This is a genomic window from Ruegeria sp. AP12 (assembly GCF_056540025.1).
Map to the genome: position 1 here is coordinate 166,860 of NZ_JBQFVZ010000004.1, position 14,807 is coordinate 181,666.

General features: G+C 59.9%; 12 protein-coding genes and 1 pseudogene. 1 reads left to right on the forward strand and 12 read right to left on the reverse strand.

Annotated elements, in window-relative coordinates; genetic code table 11:
- Positions 1 to 601: 601 nt before the first annotated feature.
- From tssB (ACR0E6_RS13410) to tssA, 12 genes and pseudogenes are all read right to left on the reverse strand, one after another.
- A pseudogene (tssB, locus tag ACR0E6_RS13410) lies at positions 602 to 1,102 on the reverse strand (type VI secretion system contractile sheath small subunit); the annotation flags it as partial.
- Entirely contained in the window at positions 1,095 to 1,952 is an 858-nt protein-coding gene (locus ACR0E6_RS13415) for an ion transporter (RefSeq protein ID WP_170622529.1), read from the reverse strand. The pseudogene tssB (ACR0E6_RS13410) and the gene ACR0E6_RS13415, both read right to left, overlap by 8 nt.
- Before the next feature lie 58 nt (positions 1,953 to 2,010).
- Complete coding sequence (locus ACR0E6_RS13420) at positions 2,011 to 3,228, reverse strand: hypothetical protein (RefSeq protein WP_170622528.1); 1,218 nt, start codon at positions 3,226 to 3,228, stop codon at positions 2,011 to 2,013.
- Between the two features lie 61 nt (positions 3,229 to 3,289).
- Positions 3,290 to 6,007, reverse strand: a complete 2,718-nt coding sequence (gene tssH, locus ACR0E6_RS13425; protein ID WP_480584222.1) for a type VI secretion system ATPase TssH — start codon at positions 6,005 to 6,007, stop codon at positions 3,290 to 3,292.
- Between the two features lie 2 nt (positions 6,008 to 6,009).
- The gene (gene tssG / locus ACR0E6_RS13430) at positions 6,010 to 7,080 is read right to left on the reverse strand and encodes a type VI secretion system baseplate subunit TssG (protein WP_480584224.1); all 1,071 of its coding nucleotides are present in this window, start codon (positions 7,078 to 7,080) and stop codon (positions 6,010 to 6,012) included.
- Positions 7,044 to 8,921, reverse strand: coding sequence for a type VI secretion system baseplate subunit TssF (tssF, locus tag ACR0E6_RS13435; RefSeq protein WP_480584226.1), 1,878 nt, complete (start codon positions 8,919 to 8,921; stop codon positions 7,044 to 7,046). The genes tssG and tssF overlap by 37 nt, the downstream gene beginning before the upstream one ends.
- Positions 8,922 to 8,926: 5 nt before the next feature.
- Positions 8,927 to 9,421, reverse strand: a complete 495-nt coding sequence (gene tssE / locus ACR0E6_RS13440; RefSeq protein WP_170630634.1) for a type VI secretion system baseplate subunit TssE — start codon at positions 9,419 to 9,421, stop codon at positions 8,927 to 8,929.
- Positions 9,414 to 10,235, reverse strand: a complete 822-nt coding sequence (locus ACR0E6_RS13445) for a type VI secretion system accessory protein TagJ (RefSeq protein WP_480584228.1) — start codon at positions 10,233 to 10,235, stop codon at positions 9,414 to 9,416. The genes tssE and ACR0E6_RS13445 overlap by 8 nt, the downstream gene beginning before the upstream one ends.
- Before the next feature lie 82 nt (positions 10,236 to 10,317).
- Positions 10,318 to 10,815 (reverse strand): Hcp family type VI secretion system effector, encoded by a 498-nt coding sequence (locus tag ACR0E6_RS13450; RefSeq protein ID WP_170630637.1) that lies wholly within the window; start codon positions 10,813 to 10,815, stop codon positions 10,318 to 10,320.
- Between the two features lie 92 nt (positions 10,816 to 10,907).
- The gene (tssC, locus tag ACR0E6_RS13455) at positions 10,908 to 12,404 is read right to left on the reverse strand and encodes a type VI secretion system contractile sheath large subunit (RefSeq protein WP_170622521.1); all 1,497 of its coding nucleotides are present in this window, start codon (positions 12,402 to 12,404) and stop codon (positions 10,908 to 10,910) included.
- Between the two features lie 3 nt (positions 12,405 to 12,407).
- Positions 12,408 to 12,923: a type VI secretion system contractile sheath small subunit gene (gene tssB, locus ACR0E6_RS13460; RefSeq protein WP_480584231.1), complete on the reverse strand. Its 516-nt coding sequence runs from the start codon at positions 12,921 to 12,923 to the stop codon at positions 12,408 to 12,410.
- A 67-nt stretch (positions 12,924 to 12,990) separates the two neighbouring features.
- Positions 12,991 to 14,028 carry a type VI secretion system protein TssA gene (tssA, locus tag ACR0E6_RS13465; RefSeq protein WP_480584233.1) on the reverse strand — a complete coding sequence of 346 codons (1,038 nt, stop codon included), beginning with the start codon at positions 14,026 to 14,028 and terminating at the stop codon, positions 12,991 to 12,993.
- A 360-nt stretch (positions 14,029 to 14,388) separates the two neighbouring features.
- On the opposite strand from tssA, the gene ACR0E6_RS13470 reads away from it, so the two are divergent.
- The gene (locus ACR0E6_RS13470) at positions 14,389 to 14,805 is read left to right on the forward strand and encodes a hypothetical protein (RefSeq protein ID WP_170622519.1); all 417 of its coding nucleotides are present in this window, start codon (positions 14,389 to 14,391) and stop codon (positions 14,803 to 14,805) included.
- The last annotated feature ends 2 nt before the right edge of the window (positions 14,806 to 14,807 follow it).

Below are 14,807 nucleotides of genomic sequence, written 5' to 3' on the forward strand. Positions count from 1 at the left end.
CCGAACCGTCCTCCTCCTCCGAAATCTCAACCTCGGGGATTGAGGACAGGGCATCCGCGACCGAGGTATCCTCGGGCGTGTCCGTCGGAGCGGCCTCGGCCAAATCGGCCAGAACATCTGCCGAACCGTCCGCCTCTTCCGAAATCTCAACCTCGGGGATCGAGGACAGGGCGTCCGCGACCGAGGTATCCTCAGGCGTGCCCGTCGGAGCGGCCTCAGCCAAATCGGCTAGAACGTCTGCCGAATCGTCCGCCTCTTCCGACGCCTCAACCTCGGGGATCGAGGACAAGGCATCTGCGACCGATGTATCCTCGGGGGAGTCCGCCGGGGCGGCCTCAGCCAAATTGGCCAGAACATCCGCCGAGCCGTCAGATTCTTCTGACACCTCAACCTCGGGGATCGAAGACAGGGCGTCCGCGACCGATGTATCCTCGGGCGCACCGTCCGGAGCCGCTGCTGCCAGTCCTGACAGGATGTCATCGGACTGATCCTGTTCCTCAGCAGTTTCCGTCTCGGGCAGCGAGGCCAGCGCATCCTCGACAGACGTATCTTCGGGCGCGTCTTCGGGGGCCGCGTCGCGCAGGGCATCCAGTGTGGCCTGACTGTCCTGCTCGGGCACCGGGCTGTTGGCCAGCGCGCCCAATAGCGCCGGGTCGGCCAGGATCTTTTCGATCAAGGCCTCAGCCCCGGTTTTGCCGTCCATATAGGCCATCAGCGTGGACAATTGGGTCCGCGCCTCAAGCAGCTTGCGCAGCGGCTCGATCTTTGAGGCGATCTGGGCCGGGGTGAAATCGGCCATCTTTTCAAAGGTCAGATCAACGGCCAGATTGCCCTCGCCGGTCAGCGTGTTGGGCACGGCAAATTCGACCCGCGGGGCCATGGCCTTCATGCGGTCGTCGAAATTATCGACATCGATCTCAAGGAACTTGCGGTCCGACACCGACGGCGTTTCCACGGTGGATTTGCCGGACAGGTCGCTCATCACGCCCATGACAAAGGGTAGCTGAACCTTTTTCTCGGCCCCGTAAAGCTCGACATCATATTCAATCTGAACGCGCGGCGCGCGGTTGCGCGCGATGAATTTCTGGGAACTGTCAGCCATTGTTCTGCCCTTTTAAGTCGGCCACTTCACGGCGCAGGGCCCGGACCTCTTCCAGCAGTTCCTTAACGCGCTCATCGACGATATCCGTCTCGCTGCGCACCAGTTCGCGCAGATGTGAGAATTCTTCGACCGACTCGTCCTCCACCGCCGATTGCATGGTGTTGACCAGCAGACCGATGAACAGGTTCAGTACCGAAAACGCTGTGATGACGATAAAGGGCACAAAGAAGATCCAGGCGGTCGGGTGCGTCTCCATCACCGGGCGCACGATGCCCATCGACCAGCTTTCCAGCGTCATGATCTGGAACAGGGAATAGAGCGAGCGGCCAAGTGTTCCGAACCATTCCGGGAAGTCGGGCCCATACATCAGCGTCGCCATGACCGCGAAGACGTAGAACACGATCGAGATCATGATGATCACCGCCCCCATGCCGGGCAGCGCGTCCAGCAATGCCTGAACCACGGCGCGCATCTGAGGGATGACCGACAACAGGCGCATCGCCCGGATAACGCGCAGCCCCCGCAGGGCGGACAGACCATCGCGGTTGGGCAACAGGCCCAGGGTCACGACCACCAGGTCGAAGATATTCCATGCGTTTTTGAAGAAACTCAGACGATAGGCGTAAAACTTGACCAGCAGCTCGGCCACGAAAACGCCCAGCACGATCTTGTCGATCACCACAAGAACGTCGCCGATGCTGGATTGGATTGACGCGGACGTGGACAGGCCCAGCGTGATCGCGTTGAAGATGATCACGCCCAGAATGGTGTTGGTCACGGCCTTGCGCTCGACAAATTCGCGCGCGGTGTCGCGGAGCGTTTCGCTCTTCTCGATACCGGTCTCCAACACGCCCTCCTGTCACATAGGCACCGGGCGCAGCATCCTGCACCCGGCGCGTGTTTTTGTCTTAGCCGACGACGTCGCTAATGCCTTCAACCAGAGTAATGACACCCTTGACCGAGGTCACCATCTCTTTGGCCTCTTTCAGGACGGTCATTTTGTCCAGCTTCTTCAACTTGTCGATGATGGCGGTGTCATCCACCTTCAGACCGTTGCCTTCCATCAGCGCTTCCATTTCGGCCAGGAACTTCTGACGTTCTTCCAGCTTGGCGGCCATGGCGCTGGCCTCACGCTTGACGGCCATACATTCGGCGCCCAGCTTGATGCCTTCCTTCAGCGTTTTCTGGGATTTCGCGGCCTTCATCAGCTTGTCAGCGGCCTTGCCCAGCGAATCCACCTTTTGACGGGTCTTGGTGGTGTGCTCTCGGTACAGCTTGCGCTTTTTGTCCGAATCCTTCTGGTAGGACTGATAGCCCTTGATCGCAAAATCCATGATGTCCTTTGCGATGGCCTTCGGATCGCGGCCCTTGGTCACCTCGTCGCCCATGGCAACAGCCTTGGCGGTGAACTTCTTGATCGCTTCCATCGGCTTTTTGACCGAAATCCCCGACGTGTCGGTGATCCCCTGCCGTTCCGCCGCCTGCATGATCGAAGTGCCGCGCAGCGTGATATATTTCTGGATCGCGCTGTACAGATCCTTGCGCAACGCTTCTTCGCCCTTCAATTGCTGCTGAACCTCTTTGCCCAGATCATACACCTGCTTGACGATGGTCTTGTAGGCCATGACATCAGCGCCCGAGGTCGCCACCAGCCGGGTGATTGCAGTGCCGATCTTGATCACACCTGCGGTCACTTTCAGCGTGGTCTTGACCCGCGCCTCTTTCAGCAGCTTGTCTTTGTTGGCCTCAACCTTGATCTGCTTTTCGATCGCAACATTGGCCGCCCCTTCCGCAGACCTCAGCGCGTTCAAGATCATCTGGTTGGTCGCCTGGATCATCTTCTCGGCTTCGGCCTGAGCTTTCGGACCCGGCGTTTTCATCAGCTCGCCGACTTTCTTGTCGAGCTTGACCGCCTCTTGCGTGATGACCTTCTCGTAGCGTTCCAGCTCTTTCATGCCGGTCGCTTCAAGACGCTTCAGCGTGGTCGACGGGACCGGACCCTTGGCGGTGACGTCGAATTTGACGTCAACGCGGTAGCTGGGGATTTCGATATATTCCAGTTTGGGTTTCGACCGGATCAGATCGACGACATAGAATTTGTGGGATGTAACTTCTTTCTTGGCCATTTCAGCGTTCCTCCGCTATCGGGATTTTCTAGTTCCAGTTGCCCTTGTATTCAGGTCCCGCTCAGTCAAACCCATAAGTGAAGTCGCCGTCTGTGACATCGATCACGACTTTGGCAACTTCTTCGCCCTCCATCATTCTTTTTAGGAATTCAGCCGAAATATCCGGCAGCATTGTATTGGTTACGATCGCATCGATCATACGACCACCGCTATCCAGCTCCTGACAGCGGTTGACGATCTCGTCCACCACGGCGTCGGTGTATTCGAACGGCACGCCATGCGCGGATTCGACCCGCTTCTTGATTCGGCCCAGCTGCAGCTTGGTGATCTCGCCCAGCATTTCGGGGCTGAGCGGATAATAGGGAATTGTCACCAAACGCCCCAACAGCGCCGGCGGGAACACCTTCAGCAACGGATCGCGCAGCGCCTTGGCCATGCCTTCTGGGTCGGGCATCAGGTCCGGGTCGGCGCACATATCCATGATCATCTCGGTGCCGACATTCGAGGTCAGCAGGATCAGCGTGTTCTTGAAGTCGATCACGCGGCCTTCGCCATCCTCCATGACGCCCTTGTCGAAGACCTGGAAAAAGATCTCGTGCACGTCCGGGTGGGCCTTTTCGACCTCATCCAGCAGCACGACCGAATAGGGTTTACGCCGTACCGCTTCGGTCAGCACGCCGCCCTCGCCATAGCCGACATAGCCCGGAGGGGCCCCTTTCAGGCTGCTGACGGTATGCGCCTCTTGGTATTCGGACATATTGATGGTGATGACGTTCTGTTCGCCGCCATAGAGAACCTCGGCCAGAGCCAGCGCGGTCTCGGTTTTGCCAACGCCGCTGGTGCCCGCCAACATGAACACCCCGATGGGTTTGTTCGGGTTATCGAGCCCCGCGCGGCTGGTCTGAACCCGCTTGGCGATCATCTTCATCGCGTGGTCCTGACCGATCACGCGCTGCGCCAGACGGGTTTCCAGATTTAGAATGGTCTCGATCTCGTCCTTGACCATGCGGCCAACCGGGATACCGGTCCAGTCACCGACCACACTGGCCACCGCCTGATGATCGACGATGGGCAGAATCAGCGGGCTGTCGCCCTGCACCTCTTCCAGTTCGGCATTCTTGGCTTTGAGTTCCGCCAGCAAAGCCTCACGGTCGATGGGCTGAGCGTCTGGCGCTTCCTCGGTCGCGGCTTCGCCTTCGGCGGTGCCGGTGCCTTCGACCTCTTGCCCGCCTGCGCGCAGCTTGGCCCGCAGGTCGAGGATTTCTTCGACCACCTTCTTTTCAGCCTCCCAACGACCGTTGAGTTCGGCCAGCCGCGCCTCTTCCGCCTCCTTCGCGGCATTCACGGCCTCGCGCCGGTCGGCGACGTCATAGCCTGCGGTCTCGTCCCGTTCGATGATCTCCAATTCGGTGGTTAAGGCCTCAATCCGCCGTTGGCTGTCATCGACCTCGGCCGGAACCGCGTGCTGAGACACCGCGACCCGCGCGCAAGCCGTATCCAGCAAGCTGACCGATTTATCCGGCAATTGACGCGCCGGGATATAGCGTGCAGACAGCGTCACTGCCGCTTCGATCCCCTCGTCCAGCACCTGCACCCGGTGGTGTTTTTCCAGCATCGAGGCGATGCCGCGCATCATCAGTACCGCCTTCGGAATATCGGGTTCCTCGACATGCACCACCTGAAAACGCCGAGTCAGGGCCGGGTCTTTCTCGATGTATTTTTTGTACTCGGCCCATGTGGTCGCGCCGATGGTGCGCAGTGTGCCGCGCGCCAAGGCGGGTTTCAGCAGGTTGGCCGCATCGCCGGTTCCGGCGGCACCGCCTGCTCCTACCAGCGTATGGGTTTCATCTACGAACATGACAATCGGCGTCGGGCTGGCCTGAACCTCATCAATCACTTGACGCAGGCGGTTTTCGAACTCGCCCTTCATGGACGCCCCGGCCTGCAGCAGGCCCACATCCAGCACCAACAGGCGCACATCTTTCAGCGCGGGCGGCACGTCGCCCCGCGCGATCCGCAGCGCGAAACCTTCGACCACAGCCGTTTTACCAACACCCGCCTCGCCGGTCAGGATCGGGTTGTTCTGGCGACGGCGCATCAGCACATCGACGATCTGGCGGATTTCCTCGTCACGACCCACGATGGGATCAATCTCCCCATTGCGGGCCTGTTCCGTCAGGTCGGTGCAGAACTGCTCCAGCGCCTCACCCTTGCCCATCGCGCCGGGGGCCATAGCGCCGCTGGCCTCGCCGGGTTCAGCACCGCCACCCACGTTCGAGCCATCTTGCGCGCTCAGAGTATCCTCGGGCGAGCCATCGGTGGCCTCACCAAAGCTGTCGGCCAGATCATCGGCCCCGATCTTGGCCAGTTCCGGCGACATGCTGGCCAGAATGTTGCGCAGCGCGGGCGTCTTGAGCATCCCCAAAATCAGATAGCCCGTGCGCACCTTGCTGTCGGAATACAGCAGCGAGCCCCAGACCCAGCCCCGCTCCATCGCGTCCATCAAATGATCGCTGAGGTCCGAGATCGAGGACGCCCCACGCGGCAGCATGTCCAGGCTGCGGGTCAATTCCGAGGCGATCTTGCCCGGGTCCAGATCATAATGCCGAATGATGCGGTGAATGTCGCTGTCCTGACCGTTCAGGATCTGATGCAGCCAATGCTGGATCTCGACATACGGATTGCCCCGCATCTTGCAGAACACGGTGGCCCCTTCGATGGCCTGATAGCCCAGCTTGTTCAGCTTGCCGAATAGCGACACACGGCTGATTTCCGTCATCTTCAATACCTCTCGCTGTGGGCCAGTTCTTCGGCCTCGAATTCTTGTGTTACGTAACCGGGATACAGGATCAGATCATCCGCATCCGGGCGGTTCTTGTCAGGGTCATCACGGGTGCGGATCCAGCTGGTATGGCCCAACTGCGTCGTTCCGCCCAAAGATGCGCGCGGCACCTCGTCACCGGCCAGCACCAGATTGACCTCCCAATCCAGCGTGTCGCCAGCATAGGTGCGCAGGATCGATTCCAGCCGTTCCTGCGACACGCCGCCGGGCAGAAGACGTTTGTAATCCTCAAGCGACAAAGGCCCGATGCGAATGCGGAACTTGGCCGAGCGCGACCAGACCCGGTTGCCAATGCTGGTCGATTGCCCCAGCCGCGCAGGCCCACCCAATTGCCATGTGTCATCCGGTTCCAGTTCCAGCCACGAGCCGATGAACTGCTGCACATGCGCCTCGACCCCGAAATAGTCGGAGATGATCGCGATCAGACCCTCGACCGTCTTGGTGCCCGATCCCAGATGCCCCGCAAAAAAGCGGCGCAGCATGTCGGGCATGGCATCGCGGTCGCTGAAATCCGCACCCTTGAACCCGGCCAAGGCCGCCACGCGCTGTTCGAACGGGTCATCACCCCGGTCAAAACTGGGTGCCGGTTCCGCCGCCGCCCACGCACGATAGAGCAAGCTCATCATCCGGTGGGTCAGCATATCGGCAAAGGCGACAAAGGTCGGGTCGCGGTGGTTGCGCTGCCGGTCGCGCGCAAATTCCGTCAGGTGCAGCGGCATCGGACCTTGCGGGCCGAAGAAGCCGAAGAACAGGTTGTTCAGCTTGCCCGGAGCCGCGTCCGTCGCCGGTTCAAACCGCGTCAGCGTGGTGGGCGGAAAGGCCAGCGAGACATCCTGCCCCAAACGCACGCGATCCTCGCGCGGGCGGCGCGATTCCCCCAGACGCGGCGCATCTGCATAATGCGCCTCGATCACCCGCAACGCCTGAAAGACGTGATGTCTTTCAGGGTCGGCCGCAAGCGCGGCAAGCAGGCTCAGATGATCCTGCCCAGTCCGGCTGCCGGTCGCCATCTGGCAATCTCTCCTCGTCGTTCGGTTTTCAGAACGGTTTCCGTGAAACTGTTGATCGTGGTGTATTTGCGGAAGAACCTCTCCAGCACCGCGCCCAGCACGTAGACGCTGGTGCCTTCGTAAAAGCTTTCGTCAAAGCCCAGCGTGATTTCCAGACCCCGCACGGCGGTGCTGAGCACCTCGTCGCTCATGCGGCGCACGATGGGGCGGCTGGTGACCGAGACCACGCCTTCCAGCTGCTTTTCCGTTACGCGGTTGCCCAGAGGGGCGTAAATACCCAGAAGTTCGCGCAACGCCCCTGCCCCGCCTTCCTTGCCGTCGCCCGCGATGGACAGGTAATTGAGGCTCAGGTGGCTGATCAGCTTCCACGCGGCATCGCCTTGCGCCAACGTTGCATGAGGGCGCGTTGGCGTGACCGGGGTGCGTACCGATTTTACCGGCCCGCCATCAGGCAGGTGGAACACATCGTCGCCGCCCGCCGCCAGCAGCATGGGCAGGTCACGGTTCGAACATAAGGCTTCAACGGCCAACTGATCCAGCGATCCGGGATAGGGGGCCTGCGCCCGATCCACCAGCGTCAGGTAGACCTCGGACCCCAGATACGAGGTTCGCACCCCGCGCAGACGCTCTTTTTCATTGCGCTGCCGCATCCGCCGTTTGACGGTGTAATAGGCCGAGTGATTGTCGCCCGCCGCCGTCAGATCGGTGTCGCTGTAGAAGGGGCGGAAAGGAATATCTCCTTCCTCTTCAGACTGGATGCCGGTCACACGCTCGATCGAGAAAATCTCGTAATCCAACCCCGCCGTCCGGTTCGGCACAACGTGGTGCTGGGTGTCCATCTGGGTGATATGAACCCGGTCGCAGCGGCGGTGAAACAGGTTCACGGCGGGCACCGCATTCAGCGAAAACGCCGCAGGTGTGACCGCCGGGGCCACGTCGCGCATGCCGTCTTTCAGAAGAATGTAGATATCGACATCCGTCCCCGCCGATTGCTGCAGCGCGGGTTTCAGCCCCGTCAGTTCCACAAACAGGAACCGCTCGGGCATGGCGAAATATTCCTGCAAAAGGCGGTAGCCGTCGAAAGACTGGCGCGGGGTCGGCAACAGCGCCTCGTCCGGTTCGAACCCTTTGGGCACCACATCCGCGTCGGTCAGGCGCGTCGTCCAGTCGGCGCGGCGGTCGGTGGAACGCCCGGTCAGACCAACGCATTGGGTGGCAAGCAATTCGTGCAGCGCCCAGGGTTTGCCGCTTTGCGTGTCGAGATGCAGCACAAGGCTGTCCATCTCAAGCTCAGCCATCGGTTCGCCATCGGTGCGGTTCAGCCGCAACCGGATGCCCGCGCGGGCGTCGGTGTCGCGGGCTACACCGGCGGCCACCAGCTCTCCGCGACCGTCGATATATTCCGCCTCGGAAATCTCGATGGGCCAGAGTGTCAGGTCCGATGCGGTCGAAAACTCACAGGCCGTCTGTTCCCCCTCGGCCAAACGCGCGCGCAGGGTGGACCCCCGGGCAATCGGATACCCCTCTTTCAGCGCGGCATTGCCCACATCCGGCTCCAGCTGCGCGATCATCATCGACGGCGTCGGGGCCAGATAATGCGGGTAAACAATCTCGAGCAGGTTCGAGGTGAAAGTCGGGAACTGCATCTCCAGCTCCAACTGCACCCGCGCGGCCAGAAAGGCGCTGCCTTCCAGCAAACGTTCCACATAGGGATCGACAACTTCGATCCCCTCCATCCCCAGCCGCGAGGCGATCTTGGGATAGGCACTGGCAAACTCGGCCCCCATTTCCCGCAGAAAGGCTAGTTCGGTTTCGTAATGTTTCAGCAGTCGCGTATCCATGGCGTCTAACTCCGCTCAATCGCGACTTCGCCGGTGGTCACATCGACCCGGCTGCGCAGATAGAGTTCCAGCGGCATCGGCTGCGCCCACATCACGGCGCGGATATCGAATTCGACATGCATCTCGCCCGAGCGGTTTTCCGACCGCAAATCAACCGCGACCGAACCTTTCACGATCCGGGGTTCGAACACCTCAATCGAATCCGCAATGGATTTCTGGATGCGCTGCGCCTGCCTCAGGGTCGAAAACGCGCCCGAGGTTTCACGAATGCCGTAATTCAGCACGGATTTCGACGCGTAGGGATAAACATCTTCATCGATCAGATCGGACTGATCGGTGGTATTAAGCAACATGGACAAATCGCGCTGGATGATCTCTCGCAGACGGCCAACATCGATGACACGTGCATCGCGCCCTTCTTTCTTCTGATCCGGAGCGTTATCGGTCAGCCGATCCAGAAGCGAAGGCTGCAATCGTTCGGCAAGTGTCTTTTCAGCCATCTCCTGCCGCTTCCTCGACCTCCACGGCGACGTCCAGTACCAGTTCGCGAATATCCAACAATGCGACGTCAGATTTATCTGTCGCCAACAATCGCTGTCCAAGGCCGACAAAAGTATCCGCACCGGCATCAGCCCAGCTTGTCGCCCGCGCCAGACGCGCCGCATCGTCGCCCTGTTCGGTGGTGCCGGCATAGCGCGTCGGGATCAGTGCCGCGACCTCGCCGCCGCTGGCGACGGTCAGCGTACAGGCTGTCCAGACCGCGTCGCGCAAATCACTGGGGGGATCGATGTCCAAGCGGACGATCTGTGCAAAGGGCAGCCAGAAGTAACGGCCATTCACGATCACTTCCAGCACCGGTCCCAGACGCATATCCGCATCGGCAATCCACTCGAACGCCTCACCGTTCACAGTGCCCGAGGTTGCCGGGGCGGCGTCGAAGGCGCGCCCGCGCATCTCGGCGGCCTGATCGAAATGACCGCCCGCCGTCAGCTTCTGTGCTTCGATCAGATGGGCCAGCCATTCCTGCGGCTCGCCAAAAATCATCGGGGTCTTTTCCCCCGCAAACACCTTTTCGCGATAGACCTCGCAGATGATCGCCTCGCGATAGGTTTTGGCCATCATCGTGGCCGCTTCATCCATCTCGGCGCTCAGCTTCAGCTGGGTGATCGCGCGTTTCCAGTCGCCCATGACACAGAGCAGCTGAAACAGAAAAATCCGCAGCTTGGCATCTGCGGGATTGGCGCGGATCTTGTCTTGCAGAGTGGCCAGCGTGGCCGCCAGATCGCCTGATTTAAGATGCTCTTCCGGCGTCATGTAACCCTCGCGCTGTCAGGATGGTAAAAATGCGTAAAGGCCCCGGCAGCCCACGCCGCCGGGACCCATGGTCTTGCAGGGCTTAGCTGACGTCGCCGGTTTCCAGGTTCCACAGGAACTCGGTCGGGGCGCCCAGTTTGCCGGTGTTGAAATCAGCTTCTTTGTACTGAATCTGGATACCACGATAAGCGATGGTCCAGTTTTCCGACGGGATCGAATCCTCGCCGCCATCGACCGAGTAGCTGTCGATGATTGCGTGGCGCAGGGTGAAGATCAGATAGGGCTCCATGCCTTTCTTGTCGTCATCGCCCGACCGGCACAGATGAACAGTCATCTCTTTGGTCGCTTTGCCCGATGCAACATACAGCATCAGCTTGGGGGATGCCTTGCTCAGCTCGGTTGTCATGGTGACTTTGCCGAAGTTGGCGTTGGCATAGCCACGCTGGGTGGTGCCCAGGTCGGCCATGTCCAAGGTGCGGGCAACTTCCCATGCCAGCGTCTTACAGGCGATCCAGTCCTTGTGACCTTTCTCACGTGCTTCACCGGGGATTCCGTCGATTTTTACGAATACGTTTTCCATTTTGCCTTCCTCTAAGGTTTATGGTTCCGGTCTACGGAAATGTCGGCCCGGCGGCAGTGAAACAATTCACATCCCGCCAGGTTTTTTTACTTTTATGCGCCTTTTTCTGACGGAAGTTTCGATACGAGACGTAGCGAAACCGACAGACCTTCAAGTTGATAGTGCGGACGCAGGAAGAACTTGGATGTGTAATATCCGGGGTTGCCTTCCACGTCCTCTACGACGACCTCGGCCGAGGCCAGCGGCTTGCGGGCTTTTTCCGCTTCGGCCGAGACATCTGCGTTGAAGTCCACATACTGGTTGATCCAGTCCTGCAGCCAGGTTTCCATGTCCTGACGGCTTTTGAACGAACCCACTTTGTCGCGCACCATGCATTTCAGGTAATGCGCGAATCGGCAGGTTGCGAACAGGTAAGGCAGGCGCGCGGCCAGGTTGGCGTTCGCGGTTGCGTCCGGATCGTCATATTCGGCCGGTTTGTGCAGCGACTGCGCGCCGATGAAGGTCGCCGAATCGCTGTTCTTGCGGTGGATCAGAGGCATCATGCCGTTTTTGGCCAGTTCCGCCTCGCGCCGGTCCGAGATCGCGATCTCGGTCGGGCACTTCATGTCCACGCCGCCATCGTCGGTCGGGAAAGTATGCGCGGGCAGGCCTTCGACCGTACCGCCACTTTCCACTCCGCGAATGCGCGAACACCAGCCGTATTCCTTGAACGAACGGTTGATGTTCACCGCCATGCCATAGGCTGCGTTCACCCAGCTATAGCTTTCGCTGTTGGCACCGGTGGTGTCTTCCTCGAACGCGAACTCTTCAACCGGTTCGGTTTTCGAACCATAGGGCAGACGACCCAGGAAGCGTGGCATCGCCAGACCGACATATTTGGCATCTTCACTGTCACGCAACGACCGCCATGCGGCATATTCCGGGGTCTGGAAGATCTTGGTCAGATCGCGCGGGTTGGCCAGTTCCGACCAGCTGTCCATCTGGAACAGGCTGGGCTTGGCGCCGGTGATCAGCGGCGCGTGGGCCGCAGCTGCGATCTTGGACATCTCGCCCAGCAGCTCGATATCCTGTGGGCTGTGGTCGAAATGGTAATCCGCGACCAAAGTGCCGTAAGGCTCGCCACCGAACTGGCCGAATTCCTCTTCGTAGAGCTTCTTGAAGATCGGCGACTGATCCCACGCGGTCCCTTTGAACTTGCGCAGGGTCTTGTGCATGTCCTTTTTCGAGATGTTCATCACGCGGATTTTCAGCATCTCGTCGGTTTCGGTGTTGTTCACCAGATAATGCAAACCACGCCACGCGCTTTCCATCTGCTGGAAATCGGCATGGTGCAGGATCAGGTTCACCTGCTCGGTCAGCTTCTTGTCAATCTCGGCGATGATCCCTTCGATCGAGCGCAGCGCGTCGTCCGAGATCAGGCCGGTATTGGCCAGCGCCTGTTCGGCCAGCGTCTTGACCGCGCTTTCAACAGCGGTTTTCGCCTGATCCGATTTGGGGCGGAACTCTTTGGTCAGCAGCGCCTCGAATTCCGAGGATCCAAATGCTGTCGCGCCTTCGGCGGCTTCTACCTTGGCTTCTTCTTCGGCCATCTTTTACTCCTCCTCGGCGGCGTCGCCGCCCGGTTTGGGCTGGGCTGCCAGTGTCTTCAGCAGGCTCGGGTCCTGCATGATCCTGGAAATCAGATCCTCGGCCCCGGTCTTACCATCCATATACGTCATCAGGTTGGACAACTGCGTGCGCGCATCCAGCAGCTCTTTCAGCGGTTCGACCTTGGCGGCGATGGCCGCCGGGCTGAAATCATCCATCGATTCAAATGTGATATCCACGGCCAGATTGCCCTCACCCGTCAGGGTGTTCGGCACGGTAAAGGCCGCGCGCGGGGCCATCGACTTCATCCGGTCGTCGAAATTGTCGACATCGATCTCCAGAAACTTGCGGTCGGCCACGGCGGGTTGTTCGACCTCGGACTTGCCCGCCAGATCGCTCATGACGCCCATGACAAAAGGCAGCTGTACCTTCTTCTCGGCCCCGTACAGTTCAACATCATATTCGATCTGAACCCTCGGAGCCCTGTTCCGGGCTATAAATTTCTGTGAACTGTCAGCCATCTGATGCTCCTCGATTCATCCATCAGTTTTTACTTGCAATCCGCTGTACCGGCGCAGCCGGACCGGATTAATAATCGTCGTCGTCCTGCTTGAGACCACCAATCTGGCGGACCTCATCCAGACCTTCCTTCGCCATGTCTTCGATAATCGTCAGAAAATCGGCATTAACAAGGCGCTTTGCACGTTCCAGCAGGACCGGCAGCGGGCTGGACGGCTCGCAGCGTGCATAATAGTCCATGATGCGATCCAGCATCATCGTGACATCATCGGGCGAGTTGATCGCACCGCCCCCCGACGGCCCCGGTGCAGCAGCCCGCGCCGCCGCCGGGGCAGCGCCCGCGTCGGTGTCGCCGGCATCATCCTCGTCCACCTCACCCACATCGGCATAGCGCGCCAGCGCCTGTTTGATGTGTTTCAGGACATCGGTCAGCGGTTCAAGATCGGGGCCTTCGCCGGGTGTCTTATCGGAAAAGACCGCATCGATTGCGGCCACATCGTCCAGCGCGCCCGCAACCGCATCGGCATTGGCCGCCAGAACTTCATCATTGGTATCCTTGAACGCCGCCGCGACGCTGGTGGCATCGGGAATGTCGTCCATGTCCGGCGGCATGTTGATCTTGCCTTCGGCCACCTCAAGATGGCGCAGGGTCATGTGGCCAAACATCCGGCTTTCGGTCAGGCCGGTGCGGCGCAGCGCCCGCACGATGCGATCGGTCGAGGCCAGCCCGCGCACCGCATTGATCCGCATCGTGGCATCGCCGTCATCTTCGTCCAGTTCAGGGTGGCAGCTGTCCCAGAAATCTTCCAGCAGCGATTTCACATACCCGACCGAGGTCGCAAAGGCGGGCAGACCCTTGGTGTGCAGCACCGCCTCGGCCAGATAGACTGCGGCGCGCAGGTCGTGGCTTTTGTCCATGACCGCCAGCGATTTGTCCTCGACATCGCCCCAGTCCTGTTCTTCCGCCGCGACAACCTCGTCGCCCATCTGACGTTCTTCGCCGGGCTGCGCGGCAATCTCCAGATCTGTGAACGCAGGATCGTATTCCAGATTCTCGCCACTCGGGGCATCATCCCCCCTGGGTTCCAGATAAGACGTTAGATCCATTTTTTCCCCGTTCGCATCTGACTTTTTCGTCGATTCTTGTTCTCTTGCACCGCTTAGCGCAGCGTGTGGTCCCGTGTGTATGAATTTGTTCACAGGAGTTAAAGACTGGCAAACACTTTGCTATTTATCTGCATTCTGTGTGGTTAATCCGCCGCATTGGCCCGGTTATGTCGAACTTAACATACATATTCGCCCTTGCGCTACGGGGCGTGTTCAAAACGCCGCCCGGTTCAAGCTTTCACGAACCGCGCAGTTTTATCTTCCCGGTCTGGCCCTGTTGCTGCAATGATCGGACAGGGTCCTGACGTCACCACAGGGCTCAAAATCAATGCCGTCGCACACAAGAACAGGGAACCAAACATGAGACCAGGGATTTTCGCCGCCTTCCTGCTGGCGCTGTCGCCCGTGATCGCGCACGCGGATGAGGGCAAACTGTCGATCGAGCTGAACAAGTTCGAACCCGGTGAAACCGGCGGTTGCCGCGCCTTTTTCCTGTTCCGCAACCAGACCGGCAACAGTTTCGAAGAGTTTGAGATGTCGCTGGCCATTCTGGACGGCAATGGCGTGATCGACCGGCTGCTGTCCATCGACGCGGCCCCCCTGCCCGTCCAGCGCACGGTTCTGAAACTGTTCGAGATCCCCGAGATCGACTGCGCCAATATCTCCGAGGTTCTGCTGCACGACCTGCCTGCCTGCACGCCGCAGAATGCCGAACCCATCGATTGCTTCCCGCTGCTGGCGCTGGACAGCAAGACCTCAGCCAGCCTGGCGCAATAAGC